Origin of the sequence: Rothia mucilaginosa, assembly GCF_049990865.1 — a bacterium.
GTDB lineage: Bacteria > Actinomycetota > Actinomycetes > Actinomycetales > Micrococcaceae > Rothia > Rothia mucilaginosa_I.
In genome coordinates, this window is record NZ_CP188231.1 from 2,183,470 (window position 1) to 2,203,237 (window position 19,768).

The following is a 19,768-nucleotide window of genomic DNA, read 5'->3' on the forward strand; positions in this document are numbered from 1 at the left end:
CCGTGTGGAGGGGCGCCGATAGGTTAGTGACTTTAACGCGGGTTAAAGACCCACGGCGAAGACACTAACCTATCGAAAACCTCTGTCTAAAAAACAGGCGGCCCTGAACGTTCAAACATCCGGGGCCGCCTGCTGCGGTTATTTATATGTTGGGTTAGAAGTGGTTTACATGTCGGGCCAGTCGCGGTGCAACGAATACTCCGTATCCCCGTCACCGTTATCGTTCAGGTGCCAACGCTGACCGGTACGAATATCGGCCTTGCGCAGGCGCGGGTTCGGGTTGTCCGGCTTGCCCATGGTTGGATCGTTCTTGCAACCCCAGCGAGTATCATCGTAGCTGCAGTCACCGGCTACGCGTCCCACATCAACCCACCACACACGAATCAGCAAAGGTTCAGCAGTGTCCTTCTTAACGACAGTACGCATAGCCTGCCACGGACCACCATTAACACGGTACCGGCCAGCATAAGAAACCGTTGCGTAGGCGTGGAAGTTACCCGAACGCTTATACACATAACTGGTCGCAGTCGGTCGCGCTTTTGAACCTGACTTCGGGTAGATGGGCTCGCCAATGGTGTACGACGTCCCCTCGTCACCGTTGCCGTACTGGACGGTCATCTGGGTGGGGTAGGATTCCATCTCTACGTGGCCGATCATGAGGTCGCCTTCCCATCGTGCGGTGGGTGCGTCGACGTAGAAGTTGACCTGGTCGCCCTTGTAGACGTTGGGGTTGTCTTCGCTCAGACCGGTGCCGAGGTTGTAGGACTGCTTCAAAACAGGAGCCTGGATGTTGGTGTTAGCGAATTGGTCCTCAACTTCTTGGAGCATTTCCTCAATAGTGGGCCCCTTGGGCTGTGCTGGGTCATTCGAGGTGAGGGTTTTAGCATCATTAGGTTTACAGAACTTTGATAGTTCAAACCCACCCCCTCTTTTTAATGTCTGCACAGCCAATCCATCCTCCAAGTTATATTCTGAATAGGCACTTTCACCAGGGCGGTAATCATCAGTGAGGCAGTTGTTGCTTCCGTCTTTGGGGGCATAATATGTGTTACCTGCGTTATCTATAACCTGTGAATATTTTTGATTAAACTCCGCGATTCGTGCTTGCCTAACAGCCTCATCATCAAGCTGGTTTGCTGTTTCTTGAATAGGGAAATTCTGGTGTGAAGCGTTATCTTCTGTGTGGACACCTTCTTCGGTATTCCCTCCTTTATACCGTGTTGACTTATTCGGTTGAGAAGAATCTACAATACCGTGACCGTTTGGATTAGAGTTCTCAGTTAATGCATGCGCGGAGGCTAGAGGAAAGCACAATAATAAAATTACAGAAATGGTGGCTATATTTTTACGCATAATTGATTGCATTACTTGATAACTCCCTGTTCTCGGAGTTCTTGATTGGAAACATACCCAATAAGAGACCAGTAGCCATTTAGGTATTTATAACGAAACATAAAGGTTTCATCCTTGTGGTAGGTATTTTCCTTCTCCTCCCAGCTTCCGTCTGGATTGATGTACATCCCATAAGTCCATATGCGTTTAGTGAGAACTGAATACTCTTTAGTTTTTTCGTCGTAGATCAGATCGCTTTCAGCTTGGTAATCGGAAAGACCTTCGACGACCCAGCCCCCTTGTCGATATAAATCTTCAATGAAATCGAAGAAATCGATACCAATCTTAAAAGTATCTTCAACGTATGCGCGAGCATAGTGCATATCGCCAGTTTGAATTCCGTAGTTGCGAGCCTTGACCCAGTCACTCATCATATTTGCAAGACCTTCAAAAGTTTCAGGGTACTGCTTGCGCTCCGGAGGCTTGGGAACGTTCTGTGCTGGCCCCTTTGCATCGGCCTTGCGGTACTCCCCGTCAGGCGCCTTTGAGCCACCCGAGTAGCCGCGGACGGTAGAGGGGGTAGCGCTCGCCGAAGGCGAGCCAGACGCCGCTGCAGTAGCCGAAGGCGACTCGCTCGGCGCGGCGGAGGCGGTGGCTGCCGCCTCGTTATTTGCCTGCTGGCCACACGCCGCAAGCAGGGCACCAAGGCCCACAAGTGCGCCGCTGCCCAACAGGGTACGGCGATTAAAAATGGTCGAATCCATAGAAGATACGCTCCTATTGTCGGTGATGGTGTGTTATTCAGTTACTAGTCGGACCGTTATTCACAGGTCAAACTGACTGCCGGAAGAAAAACAGCCCCGTAGCGCGTCCAACAAGCGCATCAACGCGCTATTGAGTACTACAGTTACCACCCTACCGCATGTTTGCGGTCGTTTGCATTCTTTTGGGTGCAACAGCGGCTAAACATCACTATTCGGATATTTCATTGCTTTATGCATCAAATATCTCTGCGCCCGCGGAGGTGCCGTCTCAGCAGAATTTGTGCCATGGTTTAGCGTCTTCTGCCATGGTTTTTAACTACAACCAAAGACACTAACCTATGGCACAATTTTTCGGCACTGCACGGTAAAGCGGGCGGCCCCGAACACATCCGTATCCGGGGCCGCCTGCTGCGGTTATTTACGACCTACGAGGCGATCTTTGCGATCTGGAACATGGACGCCGGCATCGGCCGGTCCAACGACCAGCGAATATGCATCGGCTTAGAGCCCTCGTGAGAAATGTATTTCACGGTGCCCAAGCACATGTAGGGGCGGGTGCCTATAGCGTCTTTTTGATTGCGGCGAACGAAAAGAACGATGCGTCGGCTTTGCTCCTCATGATGCTGAAAGAGCTGACCCGTCGGACTTTCGGGGGTGGTTGCGTTCTGTGAATCCCATGCGAACTCGTCAGTGCTAATGGCGTAGTCTTTGTACATGGTGGTTGGGGAGAAATGCTTTTCAGACTTCTCCAAATTCACCACAAGCGCAGTAGTGTTTGACGAGTTGAAGGTTTTGACTCCCTCTCGGAAACCGGTTGGCACACCAAAACTTTCCTCTTGACCCGCCAACCCGGCAAACAACTCCTCACGAGAGTAGTAGGCGTGAGTGCGCAGGGGAATATCTTCGCCCTCAAAGAGCGGCAGGGTGGAGGCGGTATCCGTAGCGGCGTTAAAGTTCCAGACGCTTTCCAACTCCTGCAGAATACCGCGGTTCTTGCGCAGAGTCGCCAGGCCTTCGTTGAGGCTGAACCTTTCGGTTGAGCCTACCCACTTAGCATTCGGCCAGATAGAGAACAGAAGCATCCATGCGAAGCGGCGCTGTTCATCGGTCATATCCTGCTCCCGGATGTCCGTGTTCAGTAGCTCCAGGTAGGCATTGATACGGAAGCTGTCGTTCACGTGTCTGAGTGCCTTGACGCGCCTATTCACTTCGAGAGAAATATTGTCCTGGAAAGGAACTACCAGGTCGGGGTACAGCCCAGTTGCAGCCTGGAGGCTGGTCCAGGTCGTTGCGACGGGCTTAGCGACACCGGGCAGGGTCACCTTACTGCTACGGCCGTAAATCTGCGGTAGTCCCAATCCGTAGTGGTTGATGAAGTCAATGACGGTGGGACGAATATCGAGGTCCGTGGAGTTTCGGTGCATATCTTCCAGGTAGCTCTTTGCGGTGTCGATGAGGGCGCTCTGATTCATGCGCAGGGACTCGCGAATCTTCTGGATGACCTGCTTCTGAGTCAGCTCGTCCAGGTGGAAGTGACAGCCAGCCGGTAGTTCAGGGCTCTTAATATCATCCACAGTCAGGGCACCTTGTCGCGCAAAAGCGCGGTACTTGCTGTGAATCATGAAGTTCTTGTTCTGGTGTCCCACAAAGTCGAGGACCGTCAGAACAGACTTCAACGGTGCACGGCGCAGGCCGCGGCCCAGCTGCTGCAGGAAGAGGGTGAGCGACTGGGTGGGGCGCAACATCAGGAGCGTGTCGATGTTCGGAATATCGACGCCCTCGTTGAACAGGTCCACGGTGAAGATGGTCGTCAGCTCGTGGTTGTCATCCGCAAGATTCCCCATAACCTTGGCACGACGCTCGGCGGAATCCGCACCCACCAAGCAGTCTGCCGGGAGTCCTATTTCGTTGAATTTCTGGGCCATGTATTTGGCGTGCTTGACGCTCACGCAGAAGCCGAGCGCCTTCATACGCAGGGGGTTGTCGACCTTCTCGCGTAGCTCCTTCACGATGATGCGCAGGCGGCGTTCAGCATCCTTATGGTCGGTGTACCGCTTTTCCAGGTCGGTTTCGTCGTACTGGCCACCCCGAACGTTGACGCGACGCAGGTCGGTGCCGTCGGCAATACCGAAGTACTGGAAGGGCACGAGGAGGTTGTCTTCGAGTGCATCCCACAGACGGATGGAGGTCGCCACGTAGCCGCCAAAGTACTTGTCGGCGATGTTCACCCCGTCTTCTCGCTCCGGGGTCGCGGTCAGGCCAATGAATTCGCGGGGTTCAAAATAGTTAAAAACTTTATCCCAGCTGGCGGCCTCAATGTGGTGACATTCATCCATGATGATGACGTCGAAATAGTCCGGCGCATAATTCTCAAGGGCAGCACCTGACAAAGTTTGAATGGTCGCAAAAACAGCCTCGTTATATTCGGGCTTTTTGCCTCCGGTCAGAAGTTCACCGAAATTACCTTTAAGCATGACGTCGCCGAAAGTGCGGCGCGCCTGGTCGAGGATTTCTTTTCGGTGCGCAATGAAAAGTAGCTTCAGCTTTTTGCCGGACTGCTCGCAGAGGTGCCTGTAATCGAGGGCGGAGAACACGGTCTTGCCGGTGCCGGTTGCGGCAACGGCAAGGTTACGGTGACGACCCTTAGAACGAGCGTTCTGCATTTCTTCAAGCATGCGCACCTGATGCGGGAACGGGTGCACATCCAGCAGGGACGAGTCGATATCGTACTCCAGGCCCTTGCTTTTACGGCCGGTAATATCCGCCTTGGCCAGGGCAGTGTCGAGCTCCTGTTTCTCCTTGTCAGAGGCGGTGTAAGAGGTGAAATCACCGCTCTTCCAGTAGCTTTCAAACAGGCCTTCAAACTGGCGGATCAGGCCGGGCGTAATCGGGTTAGAGATGCGAACATTCCACTCCAGGCCGTCAGTGAGCGCGGCACTGGACAGGTTCGAGCTACCTACATAACCGGTGGACATGCCGGTATTGCGGTGGAACAGCCAAGCCTTCGCGTGCAGGCGGGTGCTGTCGCCCTGGTAGCTGATTTTTACCTCGGCGCCGTACTCTTCAACGAGGCGGTCGATAGCCTTGCGGTCGGTTGCGCCCATGTAGGTGGTGGTAATAATGCGGAAAGGAATACCGCGATTTTTAATAGCTTTAAGCTGCTCACTCAAACTATTAACGCCGGACATTTTAAGAAATGAGCAGAGCAAATCTACACGGTCTGCACTTTCTAATTCTTTCTGAATTTCAGTATTGAGATTCAGGTCTTTAGAAGTATTCGTCATCAGAGCAACGTCGCTCAGAGGAATATCGGGGCGCGTAGTTTTTGCGTCAGTGAGGGTGAGCTCGCGCATCTGAATTACGTTGCTGTCGTTATCGGTCAGCAACGAGTCGTTCTGCTCTTCGGCATCCTGCGGTAGGAGCTCCATCATGCGGTTGACGAGTTCTACCTGGTCTGCAGGGGTTTTGAGGCTTTCGAGGGCGGGAGCCAGCTGGGTGGCGAAGAACTGGGTGAGCAGTTCGGGGATGTTGTAGTCGTCCTTTTCGAGGATTTCTTCCTGCCATTGCGCGCCTTCGGGGATGGCGCGGCCCATGAGCGATGTGCTCTTGAGGTGTTCGTAGAGCCCCAGGGGGAGAGTTTCGTCAGTTACGGTCATAGCAGCAGCCTAGCAGCCCGGGCGGTTTGCCGCTGCCTGGGTGGTCACCGGCTCACGGGGTAGGGGTGGTTGGCGGCGGAATCCTGTAATTACAAAAATCCTGCCCCGCATTTTCCTCGAAAAGCCACATGTGTTTCGAGAAGCCACCAAACATGTTGCTTTTCGAAACACATGTGGCTTCTCGGCGCAATAAAAACAGCGCCCTGCATGAACAACATTCACCAGTCGCAATGCTATTGATTCGCATCACACGCCGGTGTTTTTAGGTATCCTTGGGGTAACACTCAGACAGAAGCCCGCCCTCCACCTCGAAAGGGGCCGCATGAAAACCTTCTGGACCAACCTACCCCTTACCATCCGCGCGGCAGCCATCTTCTGCTACGCCTACGCCGGGGTGCGCATCCTCAACCTCTTCACTGAGGCAGGCACCGCCCCGCTGACCCCGCGTACGCTCCTTGACGGTGCCCTCACCGCGGCTGTCGTCGTCGGTGCTCTCGCCCTGTATCTGGGTAACGCCCTGGGTGCCGCTCTACGCGCCCGGCGAGAAGGCTACGAGCCCCGCCCGGTCGGCATCATCGTCGCCTACGCCCTCTTCGTGGCGGCGTGTGCCTACCTTGTCTGCCGCCTCATCGCTTACACCGTGGAGGCGGGGCTCACCTGGCTCTTCCCGCCCGCCCTCGGCCCGGTGCTGACCGCCGTGGGTATGGCTGGTATTGGCGTGATTAACTATGTGCGCCTCCGCCGCACCCGCAAGGACTAACCGGGGAATGGCACTACAAGAAACCCTGTAATTACAAAAAATCTCCCGCACCGGGTAGAGCACACCTTCACGGCATGCCCCCCAGTGCGGGAGATTTCTATATCAACGGAACGCCGCAGCCTTCACGCTACAGCGCCGCGTGCACCTTACAGGCTCTGTGCCTGAATTGCGGTGATCGCAACGGTGTTGATGATGTCCTCAACGGTGGTACCGCGCGACAGGTCGTTCACGGGCTTACGCAGACCCTGCAGAACCGGGCCCACAGCGGCAGCACCCGAAGACTGCTGAACAGCCTTGTAGGTGTTGTTACCGGTGTTCAGGTCGGGGAAGATGAACACGGTAGCCTGACCAGCGACCTCGCTGCCGGGCAGCTTGGTCGACGCAATGGACATATTCGATGCGGCGTCGTACTGAATCGGGCCCTCGACCGCGAAGTCGGGGTTCGAAGCGCGCACGAGCTCGGTTGCCTCACGCACAACGTCCACGTCTGCGCCAGCGCCGGAGGTGCCGGTCGAGTAGGACAGCATAGCAACCTTGGGGGTGACGCCGAACTGGCGTGCAGTCTCCGCGGATGCCTTTGCGATGTCGGCGAGCTGCTCTGCGTTGGGGTTCGGGTTCACTGCGCAGTCGCCGTAGACCAGAACGCGGTCTTCCATCAGCATGAGGAAGACGGAGGAGACGATCTTGGTGCCGGGGCGGGTCTTGATGAACTCGAGCGAGGGGCGGATGGTGTTCGCGGTGGTGTTCACTGCACCGGAAACCATGCCGTCGGCGATGCCCTTGTAGACGAGCATGGTGCCGAAGTACGAGGGGTCGGTCATGCGCTCGCGGGCGGCCTCGATGGTGACGCCCTTGTGTGCACGCAGCTCAGCGTAGGTTGCTGCGAAGTCCTCGGTGTACTCGTTGTTTTCGATGTCGATGATGCGGATCGAGCTGGGCAGTTCGATACCTTCGGCCCGGCAGATCTCTGCAATCTTGGCGGGGTTGCCGAGCAGGATCAGGTCGCAGAAGTCGCGGCGTGCAATGATTTCGGATGCACGCAGGATTCGCACGTCGTAACCCTCGGGCAGGACCACGGAGCGGCGGTTTGCGCGTGCGGTCTCGATGAGGTTGTGCAGGAAGCGCAGCGGGGTCATGGATGCAGGGCGCTCAATTTCGAGGCGTGCGAGCAGTTCGTCCTTGTTGACATACTCATCCCAGCCGCCCATTGCTGCTGCAAGCTTGCGCTGGTGGCCGCTTTCGAGGGTGCCGCGGACGCGGGAGACTGCGCGTGCAGACTTGAAGGTGTCCTTGGTGGTGGACAGCACGGGGAACGGTGCGTTGTCGATGAGGGAACCGACTGCGGTGTTCTTGCCGGGCAGTGCGTCCAGGCCGCCGGTGAGCAGCACGCCGGAGGGCGCGGGGAAGGTCGGTGCCAGTGCGGATGCGAGGGTTGCTGCGACGATGTCTGCACGGTCGCCGGGGACGATGACGAAGTCGCCGTCGACGAACTGGTTGAGGAAGTTGGAGACGTTCATTGCTGCGACCTTGATGCCGTGGATGTCGCGGCCGAGGTCTTCTGCCTTGATGCCTTCGGTGTCGAGCTTGAGGGCTTCGGCAACTTCACCGACGGTGGGTGCGTTCAGTTCGGGGATTTCGGGCAGTACGTAGACGGGCAGGTTTGCGTCGCCGCGCTTGACGGAGTTCTCGATTTCGTCGCGCAGTTCGGGTTCTGCACGGCTGACGATGATTGCGAGCAGGTCTGCCTTGGAGGCGAGCAGTTCGGTGCGTGCCACGTCGACTGCGGTGACTGCTTCTTCGACGGTTGCTTCTTGTGCGCCGACGATTGCGACGACGGGCAGGCCGAGGTCACGTGCGATCTGGACGTTCAGGTCGAATTCGACTGAGAGCGCGTTGGCGGGCAGGTAGACGCCGTCGACGATTACGACGTCGCTGTTTGCTGCGACCTTTTCGTAGGCGGAGACTGCACGTGCGGAGATTTCTTCGGTGTCGCCTTCTGCGATGAGTGCGAGTGCGTCGGTCATGGAGACTGCGCCGCCGACCTGCTCTTCGGTCAGGCCGAAGTGCTCACGGATGAGGCGTGCCATGGGGTCGTCGGCGATGGTTGCGCCGTCGAATACGGGGCGGAAGAAGCCGACGCGGTCTGCGCGCTTGATGAGGGAGTCTACTAGGCCCAGGGCTGCGAGGGACTTGCCCGAGTTCTGGGACATAGCGGAGAGGTAAAGACCGGTGGTCATTGTTTTACTGTCCTTCTATGCGATGTTCGGCGCTGGGTCCCGCGGTTGCGCAGGGGTGTATGTGCTCCTGTGCGCGGGTGCGTCGAGCTTATAGGTCTCTTCTATCTTAAGGCGTTGTGGGGGTGGTGCCTAACAGGGTGTGCGGTGCGCTGCGTCATGTGGGCGGGCTGTTTCCCTGTTGTGGCGTGCCGTTTAGGGGTTGAGGATGCGCGTGTATCGTACGCTGTGGCCGGGCGCCCAGATGCCGCGTGCCTCAAATTCGATGCTGTTGCGCTGGTAGCCGAGCCGCTCGTAGAAGGAGAGCGCTCGTTCGTTTTCTGCCATGACCCACAGGTAGGAGTTTTCGTCCGGGTAGATGATGGATTCGTAGAGTGCCTGACCGAGCCCGGTGCCGTGCGTGTGGTTGAGGGTGTACAGGTGCGCGAGTTTACGGGTGCCTGCGGGCAGTTCGGGGAGGGACTCGGCGCGTTCGAGTTCCCAGGAGGAGGGCTCACACAGGGAGAGCGCCAGGCCGACCGGCTTATCCCAGTCGATGCGTACGCCGATGGAGCAGGAGAGCCCGCCGTCGGGGGTCCAGCCGGGCACCTCATAGGCGAAGAAGCCGCGCACGGTGGGGGAGGAGAGGTGGCGGTGGAAGTCTTCGAGGTATTCGTTGCGTTCGGCGCGGTGGCGGGCGGTGAAGCTTTCCCCGAGCGCGTCGAAGTAGATCGGGTCGTAGGTTTGCTCCATGCAGTCCAGCTGCAGGTTGACGTATTTTTCGGCGTCGGTCGGTTCAATTGGTGCGAGCGCGTAGCGGCCCTGACATACAAATCCCATGGGTTCTAGTCTACTCAGCTGGCCCCTGTGGAGGCGGTTCCTTGCGGGTGTGTACGCTAGGGGCGTGCGGGCTGTCGGCTAGGCTAGTGGGTATGGCGAAAAAGAGCAGGGCACCCAAGAAGTCCCAAAAGGCGCAGAAGCAGCAGAAGAACCGCATCGACGATACCGAGAACACCCCCGTGCAGGGCGCGGCGGCAGGCGTGTACCCCATCTCCACGGGTGAGGCGGAGCTGGTCCCTGACGGCTACCATGCCGACGGCTGGCTGCTACTCATTAATGGTGTGCAGTCTTCCCACGTGATTGTGGGTGAGCCCCGCCAGCTGGATTTTGAGTACATGCGCTGGATCGCGGCGGTCGTCTCCTCGCATGTGGAGGAACACCTGGACGCCGCGAAGCTGCGCATCACCCACCTGGGCGGCGGCGCGTGCTCGATGGCGCGCTATTTCGCTGACCTGTACCCGACCAGCCGCAACACGGTTGTTGAGCTGGATGCCAAGCTCGCCGAGTGTGTGCGCGCCTGGTTCGACATCCCCAAGGCGCCGCGCGTGAAGATTCGCGTGGGCGAGGCAGGTGCCGTCACCGCAACCTTCGCGCCCGCTTCCCGCGACGTGCTAATTCGTGACGTGTTCGCCGGGGACACCACGCCCGAGGCGCTCACCACCGTCGAGTTCACCCGCACCGTCGCCGAGTCGCTGGCACCCGGTGGCCTGTACATCCTGAACTGCGGTGACGGGCCTGCGCTGACCGGTGCCCGCGCGGAGGCGTCCGCCCTGCTTGAGGTGTTCGAGTACGTGTGCATTGTGGCGGATTCGGCAATGTTGAAGGGCCGCCGCCGCGGCAACGTCATTATTGCTGGCTCGCACGCGCCCCTGCCCGAGGCTGGTTCCGTGCAGGCTGCCGCTATCGCCCGTGAGCTCATGGGTGGAGGCGTGCCCGCCCAGTACTGGGACACCGCGCGGGTGCGCCAGTTCGTGAGGTAACGGTTTTCAGTAATGACTTAAGTTTTTCGACCATAGGTTAGTGACTTTGGTGGGGGCTTTTAACTACCGCCAAAGTCACTAACCTATCGCCAAATTCGGCGGCCCCTCCACGGCAGACGCTACTATAGTGGCATGCGATACACCTACCTTGGCCCCTCCGGCACCTTCACCGAATCCGCCCTGCTGAGCGTCCCCGGCGCATCCGACGCCGAACGGATCCCCGCCACCAGCGTGCCCGACGCGCTCGCACGCCTGAACGCGGGCGAGGCGGACGCCGCCATGGTGCCCATCGAAAACTCTGTGGAGGGCGGTGTGAGCGCCACCCTGGACGCTATCGCAGCCAGCGAGGGTGTACGCATTATCCGCGAGGTGCTCGTGCCGATCCGCTTCGTGCTGGTCGCCGCGAAGCCCATCAGTATCGAGGACGTTAAGACTATCTCCACCCACTCGCACGCCTGGGCGCAGGTGCGCGGCTGGGCGCAGGAGAACGTGCCCACCGCCGCCTACCTGCCCGGCTCCTCCACCGCCGCGGCGGCTGTCGGCCTGCTCGAAGAGGGCTGCACCTACGATGCGGCAATCTGCTCCCCGGCACTGCTGAACTACCACCCGGAACTGCACGTGTTGCAGGACAATATCGGCGACAACAAGAACGCCGTGACCCGCTTCGTGCTGCTCTCCCGTACCGCCGACATCCCCGAACAGACCGGCTCCGACAAGACCACCCTGACCGTGCCGCTGCCCACCAACCGCGCCGGCGCCCTGCTCGAACTGCTCGAACAGTTCTCCGTGCGCGGCGTGAACCTCTCCCGCATCGAATCGCGCCCCACCGGCGAAGGCATGGGCTCCTACTCGTTCAGCATCGACGCCGACGGCCACATCTACGAGGCACGCATGCGCGACGCCCTGCGCGGCCTGCACCGCGTCTCCCCGACGCTGAAATTCCTCGGCTCCTACCCGCGCGCCGACCACGAAAACACTGAAGTCGACGCCATCCACTCCGACGGCTCCTTCGATGCCGCACACGAATGGGTCGAGTCACTCTTCCCCAACGGCCGCCCCGCACACCTGCAGCGCCACTAGCGGCACCACTAGCAATACCACTAGCCGCCCGCCGCTAGACACCCCCGCACCTACCCGCGCCCCACCAGCGCAAACCCCGCCCACAACCCACCACAAGATTAGGTAGGATAAAACAGTGATTGATATTAACCTCCTCCGCGAAAACCCCGACGTCTTCCGCGCCTCCCAGCGAGCACGCGGCAAGGACGAAACCCATGTCGACCGCATCCTCGAAGCCGACACCGCACGCCGTGCACTCATCGGCGAATACGAGAACCTGCGCGCCGAGCAGAACGCCTTCGGCAAGACCGTCGCAAAGGCACCCAAGGAAGAAAAGCCCGCCCTCGTCGCACAGGCGAAGGAACTGGCAGCTCGCGTCAACGAAGCAAAGGCAGCCTCCGAAGCAAAAACCGCCGAATACGAGGAACTGATCAGCAGCATCGAAAACCTCATCATCGACGGCGTACCCGTCGGCGGCGAAGACGACTACGTAGTCGTCAAGGAAGTCGGCACCCCCCGCGACTTCGCAGCTGACGGCTTCGAACCGCGCGACCACCTCGAAATCGGCGAACTCGTCGACGGCATCGACATGGCACGCGGCGCAAAGGTCTCCGGCGCACGCTTCTACTTCCTCAAGGGCCAGGTAGCACGCTTGGAGCAGGCACTCATGTGGATGGCGCTCGACCTCGCAACCGAGCACGGCTTCACCATGATGACCACCCCCACCCTGGTACGCCCCGAAATCATGAACGGCACCGGCTTCAACGTCAAGCACGACGACGAAATCTACCGCCTCGAACGCGACGACCTGTACCTGGTCGGCACCTCCGAGGTGGCGCTCGCCGGCTACCACACCGACGAAATTCTCGACTTCGAGAAGGGGGCGAAGAAGTACCTGGGCTGGTCCTCCTGCTACCGCCGCGAGGCTGGCTCCGCAGGTAAGGACACCCGCGGCATCATTCGCGTGCACCAGTTCAACAAGGCTGAAATGTTCGTCTACTGCCCCGTCGAGCAGGCAGAAGAGATGCACGAGAAGCTGCTGTCCCTCGAAGAGGAAATGCTGCAGCGCTGCGGCCTCGCATACCGTGTGATTGACACCGCCGCAGGCGACCTGGGCACCTCCGCAGCCCGCAAGTTCGACTGCGAGGCGTGGGTCCCGACCCAGGGCACCTACCGTGAGCTGACCTCCACCTCGAACTGCACCACCTACCAGGCGCGCCGCCTGAACATCCGCGAGCGCACCCCGGACACCGTGGATGAGGCAGGCAACGTGCGTAAGGGCCGCACCCGCTCCGTAGCGACCCTGAACGGCACCCTGGCGACGACCCGCTGGGTGGTTGCCATCCTGGAGACTCACCAGCAGGCTGATGGCTCTGTTGTGATTCCCGAGGCGTTGCGCCCGTACATGGGTGGCGCCGAGGTCATCCCGGTAGTAGCTGCTGAGTAAGGGAAACCCCGCCCGCTGAGTAATCTCACAACCAGCCGAAAAACCCGCTCACCGCGTAAACGGTGGGCGGGTTTTCGCGTATCCCGGTAGTCTAAGAACTATGCCTCTATACCGTAAACTCCTTGGTGTTTCCGCGGCGGCGGCGCTGACCGCCTCCGTCACTCGTGCCCGCCGTGAAGCGCGCCGACGCGCTATCGAACTGGGCGCGCCCTTCGGCGTCCTGCCGACCCTGCCCACCGGTGAGGCGCAGCGCGTGGGCGTGGTGTACAACCCGAGCAAGCCTGGCGCTGCGGCGGCTATTGAGATTCTGGAACGTACCCTCGCGGCGAACGGCCACCCGCAGGCGCTGGTGCGCACCACCCGCGTGGACGAGCCCGGTTCCGAGGCTGCCCGCGAGCTGATTGCTGAGGGTGTTGACCTGCTCATTGCTGCCGGTGGTGACGGTACGGTGCGTGCTGTGGCGGCGGCGCTGGCGCATCATGAGGGGCATAAGCCGCGCCTGGGTATTCTGCCGATGGGCACCGGTAACCTGCTGGCGCGTAACCTGTATATTCCGGTCAGTGACGTGGCGGCGTGCATTGATATTGCGCTCAACGGTGCAGGTCAGGCTGTTGATGCGATTGAGATGACGACGACGAGCACCCCCGGCGAAGAAACCGAACACACGTTCTTTGTGATGAGTGGTGCCGGCTTTGACGCGCTGGTTATGAACGATACGAACGAGGACATTAAGGCGAAGTTCGGGTGGGTGGCGTACGTGCAGTCCGGCATGAAGCATATGCTGGGCAGGTCGCACCCGGTGCGTATCAGCGTGGATGGTGCGCCGTTCCGTACTCTGCCGATGCGGTCGGTGCTGATCGCGAATTGTGGCCGCCTGCAGGGTGGTATTCGCCTGGCGGATATGACGGATGTGAATGACGGCAACCTTGAGGTGATTGTGGCGTCGCCGCGTGACCTGGTGGAGTGGGGTCTGCTGATGGCGAAGGTTACGCGCCGCACGATTCTGGGTTCGCCGCGCATTGAGCTGCCGGTGATTCGCCACCTGGTGGGGTCTGAGGTGGTGTTGGAGTTCCCGGATGGTGCGCAGCCGGTTGAGGTGGATGGTGACCCGGCACCGTCGGCGCACCGTATTAGCGCGCGGGTGCTGCCTGCCGCCGTAGAGGTGGCGGTCCACCCCGATGTGCTCTAGCGGGCGTGGTGAAGGTGCTGGGGGAGAGGCTGGCACCACCTGCCGGTGTGCTGTTTTCCCCGTATGCGCGGGGATGAGCCCGACAGACACGCTTATATGTTGGATTTTGGTCAAATCGTTGTATATTTGTCCCGTACCCAATTTCAGTGCGTGCCCGAGAAGGCAACATCTCAGCCGACGTTGGCTGTTCATTATAGACGGTTGAGCTCGGCCCAAGCATACCTGAAGCACACCGATTTCTCGGGTTCATCCTTATGCAATTAGGGGCCCCTCGTCGCGCAAGAGATGAGTATGCGAAAGCAGCAAATCTTGGGGATGATGAGGCTGTCCTGGACACGCTACGCGCATCATATGAGGCGGAAACGCCCGAATGGACTGTGCAAGCCAGATCCCGCGCCGCGCAGGCGCAACTCGATCCGAGCATAGATGTCCAGGTAGCTCTCAACGACCTCCAAGCCCGTTTTCCGAACGACGAACTTATTAACGAGGCCGTACACCTGAACTCGAATACCGAATGACTGGAGAAACGTAATAGTAATCAATCACAAGCGACGGGGCGAAGCACAGAGCGCTCCTAGCCTGCATCTGAGAGATATGCCCATCGAGCACTTGTATGTGCGCTATCAAAGGATAGCGCGGAACCTGCCGAGACGGATCCGCTGGCTTGCTTTGGTATTCGCGCCAACGAGCACGAGTTTCATCGTCTTCACTGCTGGCCTACTGAATGTTGCAGGGGCTCTGATGATTACGGCAGGTATCGGCCGGGTAACGTCAGGTGAGAGGACCCCAGGCAGTGCTATTTGGTTACTCATCTTCGCTTTCCTGGCTGAAAGCCTAGGGTACTGGGTGAAGGAACGCCAAGAGCTTATTCTCACAATCGCGGTTCGACAGCTTACATACCGCCGTTTCCGGGACATCTTTGGTAGGTCATCCCATCCGCCGGAAGCTCACGGGCATGTTCTCACATACCCAGGACAGATCAGCCAGTTTGCCTTCGTTGTTGATTTCGCCGTTTCAACCGTTCAGATTATTGCCTTTCTCGCGGCTTCGCTCGCGCTATATGGTGCAAGCGGCGCCATCGCTGCGTTGCTCATCACTGGATTGGTATTCGTCAGCGTCCGTCTCATCAACTTGGTGGGCCGACTATGGGAACAGTACGTCGCTCTAGAGGGAGAGCGTAGGCAGTGGATCCAGCGTGTAGCAAACGCGCTGCCTCGAGGGCAAAGCATCCCCAGCTGGGGTACCGCCCTGGACAAGGTCGCTAGCATCCGAAACACCGAAGAGCAGCTTCTGCGCAGACGGGTCCCGTTGCAGATCCTGAATGGATTCCTTGAACGGGGAGCACTAACTGCGGTGCTCGCTGTGGTTGCGGTTCTCGGCGCATGGCTCTGGCCATCCGCTCGTTTCGGTATTGGAATTATTTTGGCAGCCCGCTACCTGTACGCAGCGGTGCAGAACAACATCGTAAACTATCGGGTTATTCGGCTCGCTGTGCCAATGATGCGTGAGCTCGACAAGCTCGAGTCGTCTCCAAATTGCACGGTTAAACAGCAGGACTTGGTGGGGCAGCCTTCAAATTCTAGAGAGGTGCTTGCAGCTACGTCTGAGCGCGCTGAAGCATTGCGCACATCCGTGACCACCCCCGATTCTGCTTTCGTACCACGCAACCCGGAAGTGTCCCATTCGGTGCTGTCAGCGTGGCGAGCTTCTGCTTCGCCACATCAGGTATCCCGGTTCACTAGCCTCGCTTTAGATATGGGGCTCACTGAGGATGTGATTGGGCGGTTCTGGCAAGACGCAGCAACCTTGTCGTCAGGAGAGAGACACCGTGCTGCTGTCGCTATCGTTTTGGCAGACAAACCGGACTGGCTAATTTTGGACGATACGTTCGCAGCGCTTGATCCTGTAACACGAGAAGTGGTTGCCGAGAGGATCTTAGAGTGCGTGCCAACGTGCACACTTCTGGCAAGCTCGGAGGAGTACGTACCGAGTGCCTTCACCTCCGGCAATGATGCGAGGGTAGACCCTCTTGAGTTGCAGGCTCATAGCCCCGGGGCAGCTAAGGAGGCAGATGCTGGTTCGACGGATGTGAGCGAGGGACAGGACCTTCCTGACCCTGAGCCGAAGCGTGCCACATTCCGACGATCGGCCCTGTTGTTGTTTGGACCGCATTTGGTGTGGATTACGTGTGGCGCCCTACTCTTGAGCGGATCCGAAGTTGCTTTTGCATTGACGATTGCTCACAGTGATGGGCTGTCTGCTCAGGTTGCTGGAGTGTCAGCTGCTTGCGCACTGGCAGCAATTGTTGGGTCCGTCATGTTCTTTGGCCCGCTCTACTGGGCTCCCATCGCTAGGCTGAGCGATTTGCACGACCGGATTATACGGAGGCTCGATCGATTCGCTAGTCCTAGAACAAGCGGTGCGGTCATGGGGCGGATGGGTGAAGACTTCTCCGACCTTCAGATGTCGGTGCCTAGCGCCCTGGGTTCGGTATTTATGGTCATTCTACAGACCTTTATGCTCATCGGAGGCGCAGTGGCTGGTGCCCCGCTGTTCATAATCGTTGTGTTGGCGGTAGCACCCCTAGCGATGCTTGCTATGCGTCAGGGTTCAAAGTGGATTCTCCCTGCCTCGACGACGGCTGCCAATCGCCGAGGTGACTTCATCGGGGTGGTTGGTGCCCAGGCTGGCTTACACGCTGCGCCCGTCAGCGCAGGGCTGCGTCGGGCTGGAGAAGAAGCCTACGCCCATTCGGAGGCTGCATACGTCAGCAGCTCGATTCAGTTGGCGAACGCCTACGCACTGCGTACGGGACTGATTCAGCTGCTTGTGTCGTCACTGAATGTTTCTGCAGTGGTATTGGCACTGATGGTCGAAGGATCGAACTCAGTGGTTGCTCCCGCGGTCGTAATATATTTTGCAGTAACTCTGTCATCTGGCATCCAATCTACGGTGGAGACGCTGCAACAGGTTGGTGTAGTCAGCTTGACTGCGGAGCGTGTTCGGATGCTTGAAGAGTACCGGGCCGACCGTTCTTATCCGCCCGTGCGGTCTGCTGACCTGGCTCTGCTCGGGAGCGTTCTTGACTCTGGATGTTCTATGGTTGCCTTGATTGGACCAACTGGCGCGGGGAAGTCCGTCATGCTTGATGCTCTATACCGCCGGTATCCCCAAGGCGAAGTGGTAATCGTACCAGATATCGATCCGTTTGCATCTGAAGCATCGAATTCGAGCGGGCTCATGCTTGCGCGTTCCGTGTTACGTGAAGGCGCTGCCCGGCTTGTGTTGCTTGATGAGACCTTGAAGGGTCTCACTCCGTCAGAGGAGCGCGCTGAGCTCGAATCGATGGCGTGCGCTATCGAGGGCAGTGACAAGCAGGTTGTGATTGTCCTTCACTCGCGCTCTAACCTTGATTGCTTCAAAGAAGTGGTGAATTTAGATGCGTGAGCTGACCCAAGTACTACGTTTTTCTCCAAGAACTATCGAGGACGAAATGCGAATCTATAGGGCCAAACCTATAGCCTGGACCGATTCGTCGGTGGCACTTCTGAACGAGTACGGCGCCACACTGTGCACACCTGACCGCGAGGCGACACCGCTGGACTTACCCGAGCGGATGAGAAAGAAAAGAGCCCACCAACCCCTCGCCTCCTGCCCCTCGATGTCACCCCCAGTAAAAACCCCCGTTAAAAACACAGCCGGGGCCGTCTCGCACGCAGGCTCGAAAAGTGCGAGAATGGAACGAAAAGAAAACTACGAAAGAAGATACTTTCATGCTTATTCTCGTTGTGAACGCCGGTTCTTCCTCCCTGAAGTACCAGGTGCGTGACACCTCCCTGCCCGAGGCAGAGCAGATGCTGACCTCCGGCCTCGTCGAAAACATTGGCACCGACGTGCCCAACCACGAGGTCGCATTCGACATCATGTCTGAGAAGCTTGAGCCCGTCCTGCACGGCCGCGAGCTGCAGGCAGTCGGCCACCGCGTGGTGCAGGGTGCAGAGAAGTTCACCCACCCCACCCTGCTGACCGAGGAAGTTGTCCAGCAGATCGACGACCTCTCCCCGCTGGCACCGCTGCACAACCCCGCACACGTTCAGGGCATGCGCGCAGCAATGCACAAGTGGCCCTCCCTGCCGCAGGTCGCTATCTTCGACACCGCGTTCCACTCCACCATGCCCGAAGAAGCATGGCGCTACGCAATCCCCTACGACCTGGCTGACAAGTACAGCATCCGCCGCTACGGCTTCCACGGCACCAGCCACGAGTACGTCTCCCACGTTGCAGCTGACATGCTCGGCATTGCACGCGACGAGTTCAACGGCATCGTCGCACACCTCGGTAACGGTGCGTCCGTGACCGCTGTGAAGGGCGGCAAGTCCGTGGACACCTCCATGGGCTACACCCCGCTGGCTGGCCTGATCATGGGCACCCGCTCCGGCGACATCGACCCCTCGGCGCTGACCACCATCCTGTCTCGTGAAGGCATTGACGGTGAGCGTCTGGACACCATCCTGAACAAGGAGTCCGGTCTGCTCGCACTGGCTGGCTCCAACGACATGCGTAAGGTCGTTGAGGCTGCACAGTCCGGTGACGAGCGTGCACAGCTGGCACTGGACATGACCTCCTACCGCCTGATGAAGTACATTGGCGGCTACAACCTGGTCGTTGGCGGCGCGCAGGCACTGATCTTCACCGCTGGTATCGGTGAGAACTCCGGCGACTTCCGTAAGCTGGTCCTGGACCGCCTCGGCGCACTGGGCATCAAGTACAACGAGGAAGAGAATGCTAAGCGTTCCCCTGAGCCCCGCGTGATTTCCACTGAGGATTCCGCTATTAAGGTGCTGGTCATCCCCACCAACGAGGAGAAGGCTATCGCTGAGGCTACCGAGGAGCTCGTCAAGAGCCTCTAAGCCCCACGCACCCCGCCGTGTAGGCGGTTGAATATGGGCAGTCCGCTGCAGTTCCCGTTACGTACGGGAACTGCAGCGGACTTGTTTGTGAGAACCCATTAGAGTAAATGCATGTGATTCAACTCACTTTACGGTACAACATTACGCCAATATAGCATGTATTACATATGTATTATTCATCACACTGGGATCAAGAATGAAAGTTAGTTAAAAGTGTGGGTTTAGATGCTGCATAAAGTGTAAACTTATTGCTTGCTTGGGAAAGTTGTGCAAGGGGGGGGGTTGAGTGCATTGATTCGCAACATTCCAACATTGATGGCAGTTAAGGTTGAGGGTGAAAAAAGATTGATAATCCTAGATTAATTCTGTTAGGAATTATCTATCGACCCAAATTGTTGCACAACATGAAACAATAAATACAAATTTTTGTGCTTCCATATAAAGCGTGTTCATATAACGAGTGTTCATCGAAAAGAACTGAAGCGGATTTATAGCCGCAGAAGAATTCTGAGAGCACACTCTGAACTGTACGTTAAACACATACTGCGATAACCTTTATATCTGTATATTTTATGCAGAAATAAAGTGAATCAATGTGCAAAACTCATTCCAATTGAG

12 protein-coding genes are annotated in these 19,768 nt (G+C 58.2%); 7 read left to right on the top strand and 5 right to left on the bottom strand.

Features of this window, described 5'->3' with window-relative positions; translation table 11 throughout:
* Positions 1-165 precede the first annotated feature (165 nt).
* The 3 genes from ACP3RB_RS08565 to ACP3RB_RS08575 form a co-directional block, all read right to left on the bottom strand.
* Positions 166-828 (bottom strand): hypothetical protein, encoded by a 663-nt coding sequence (locus ACP3RB_RS08565; RefSeq protein ID WP_426699044.1) that lies wholly within the window; start codon positions 826-828, stop codon positions 166-168.
* Positions 829-1,364: 536 nt separating this feature from the next.
* Positions 1,365-2,096 carry a DUF6318 family protein gene (locus tag ACP3RB_RS08570; protein ID WP_304191699.1) on the bottom strand — a complete coding sequence of 244 codons (732 nt, stop codon included), beginning with the start codon at positions 2,094-2,096 and terminating at the stop codon, positions 1,365-1,367.
* A 425-nt stretch (positions 2,097-2,521) separates the two neighbouring features.
* Entirely contained in the window at positions 2,522-5,752 is a 3,231-nt protein-coding gene (locus ACP3RB_RS08575) for a DUF3427 domain-containing protein (protein WP_426699045.1), read from the bottom strand.
* 322 nt (positions 5,753-6,074) lie between these two features.
* Here ACP3RB_RS08575 and ACP3RB_RS08580 point away from each other — a divergent pair, with 322 nt between their 5' ends.
* Complete coding sequence (locus ACP3RB_RS08580; RefSeq protein WP_426699046.1) at positions 6,075-6,512, top strand: hypothetical protein; 438 nt, start codon at positions 6,075-6,077, stop codon at positions 6,510-6,512.
* Positions 6,513-6,658: 146 nt separating this feature from the next.
* Here ACP3RB_RS08580 and pta read toward each other — a convergent pair whose 3' ends face one another.
* Both pta and ACP3RB_RS08590 read right to left on the bottom strand, forming a co-directional pair.
* Positions 6,659-8,749, bottom strand: coding sequence for a phosphate acetyltransferase (pta, locus tag ACP3RB_RS08585; protein WP_426699047.1), 2,091 nt, complete (start codon positions 8,747-8,749; stop codon positions 6,659-6,661).
* Positions 8,750-8,941: 192 nt separating this feature from the next.
* Complete coding sequence (locus tag ACP3RB_RS08590) at positions 8,942-9,565, bottom strand: GNAT family N-acetyltransferase (protein WP_426699048.1); 624 nt, start codon at positions 9,563-9,565, stop codon at positions 8,942-8,944.
* Positions 9,566-9,657: 92 nt separating this feature from the next.
* Between ACP3RB_RS08590 and ACP3RB_RS08595 the strand changes: the two genes are divergently transcribed.
* The 6 genes from ACP3RB_RS08595 to ACP3RB_RS08620 all read left to right on the top strand — a co-directional run bounded on the left by ACP3RB_RS08595 (position 9,658) and on the right by ACP3RB_RS08620 (position 19,150).
* Positions 9,658-10,545: a spermidine synthase gene (locus ACP3RB_RS08595; RefSeq protein WP_426699049.1), complete on the top strand. Its 888-nt coding sequence runs from the start codon at positions 9,658-9,660 to the stop codon at positions 10,543-10,545.
* A gap of 132 nt (positions 10,546-10,677) precedes the next feature.
* Positions 10,678-11,625 (top strand): prephenate dehydratase, encoded by a 948-nt coding sequence (pheA, locus tag ACP3RB_RS08600; RefSeq protein WP_426699050.1) that lies wholly within the window; start codon positions 10,678-10,680, stop codon positions 11,623-11,625.
* 115 nt (positions 11,626-11,740) lie between these two features.
* Entirely contained in the window at positions 11,741-13,051 is a 1,311-nt protein-coding gene (serS, locus tag ACP3RB_RS08605; protein ID WP_426699051.1) for a serine--tRNA ligase, read from the top strand.
* 100 nt (positions 13,052-13,151) lie between these two features.
* The gene (locus ACP3RB_RS08610; RefSeq protein ID WP_426699052.1) at positions 13,152-14,240 is read left to right on the top strand and encodes a diacylglycerol/lipid kinase family protein; all 1,089 of its coding nucleotides are present in this window, start codon (positions 13,152-13,154) and stop codon (positions 14,238-14,240) included.
* A gap of 594 nt (positions 14,241-14,834) precedes the next feature.
* On the top strand, positions 14,835-17,687 hold the full coding sequence (locus ACP3RB_RS08615) for a hypothetical protein (RefSeq protein WP_426699053.1): 2,853 nt from the start codon (positions 14,835-14,837) through the stop codon (positions 17,685-17,687).
* A 326-nt stretch (positions 17,688-18,013) separates the two neighbouring features.
* Positions 18,014-19,150, top strand: a complete 1,137-nt coding sequence (locus ACP3RB_RS08620) for an acetate/propionate family kinase (RefSeq protein ID WP_005504300.1) — start codon at positions 18,014-18,016, stop codon at positions 19,148-19,150.
* Positions 19,151-19,768: the final 618 nt, after the last annotated feature.

Bases quoted from the DNA above. Each gene is read 5' to 3' on its own strand.
- ACP3RB_RS08565 (WP_426699044.1), bottom strand. From the start codon at position 828: ATGCTCCAAGAAGTTGAGGACCAATTCGCTAACACCAACATCCAGGCT.
- pta (WP_426699047.1), bottom strand. From the start codon at position 8,749: ATGACCACCGGTCTTTACCTCTCCGCTATGTCCCAGAACTCGGGCAAG.
- ACP3RB_RS08610 (WP_426699052.1), top strand. From the start codon at position 13,152: ATGCCTCTATACCGTAAACTCCTTGGTGTTTCCGCGGCGGCGGCGCTG.
- ACP3RB_RS08620 (WP_005504300.1), top strand. From the start codon at position 18,014: ATGCTTATTCTCGTTGTGAACGCCGGTTCTTCCTCCCTGAAGTACCAG.
- pheA (WP_426699050.1), top strand. From the start codon at position 10,678: ATGCGATACACCTACCTTGGCCCCTCCGGCACCTTCACCGAATCCGCC.
- ACP3RB_RS08595 (WP_426699049.1), top strand. From the start codon at position 9,658: ATGGCGAAAAAGAGCAGGGCACCCAAGAAGTCCCAAAAGGCGCAGAAG.
- ACP3RB_RS08575 (WP_426699045.1), bottom strand. From the start codon at position 5,752: ATGACCGTAACTGACGAAACTCTCCCCCTGGGGCTCTACGAACACCTC.
- ACP3RB_RS08570 (WP_304191699.1), bottom strand. From the start codon at position 2,096: ATGGATTCGACCATTTTTAATCGCCGTACCCTGTTGGGCAGCGGCGCA.
- ACP3RB_RS08590 (WP_426699048.1), bottom strand. From the start codon at position 9,565: ATGGGATTTGTATGTCAGGGCCGCTACGCGCTCGCACCAATTGAACCG.
- ACP3RB_RS08615 (WP_426699053.1), top strand. From the start codon at position 14,835: ATGCCCATCGAGCACTTGTATGTGCGCTATCAAAGGATAGCGCGGAAC.
- ACP3RB_RS08580 (WP_426699046.1), top strand. From the start codon at position 6,075: ATGAAAACCTTCTGGACCAACCTACCCCTTACCATCCGCGCGGCAGCC.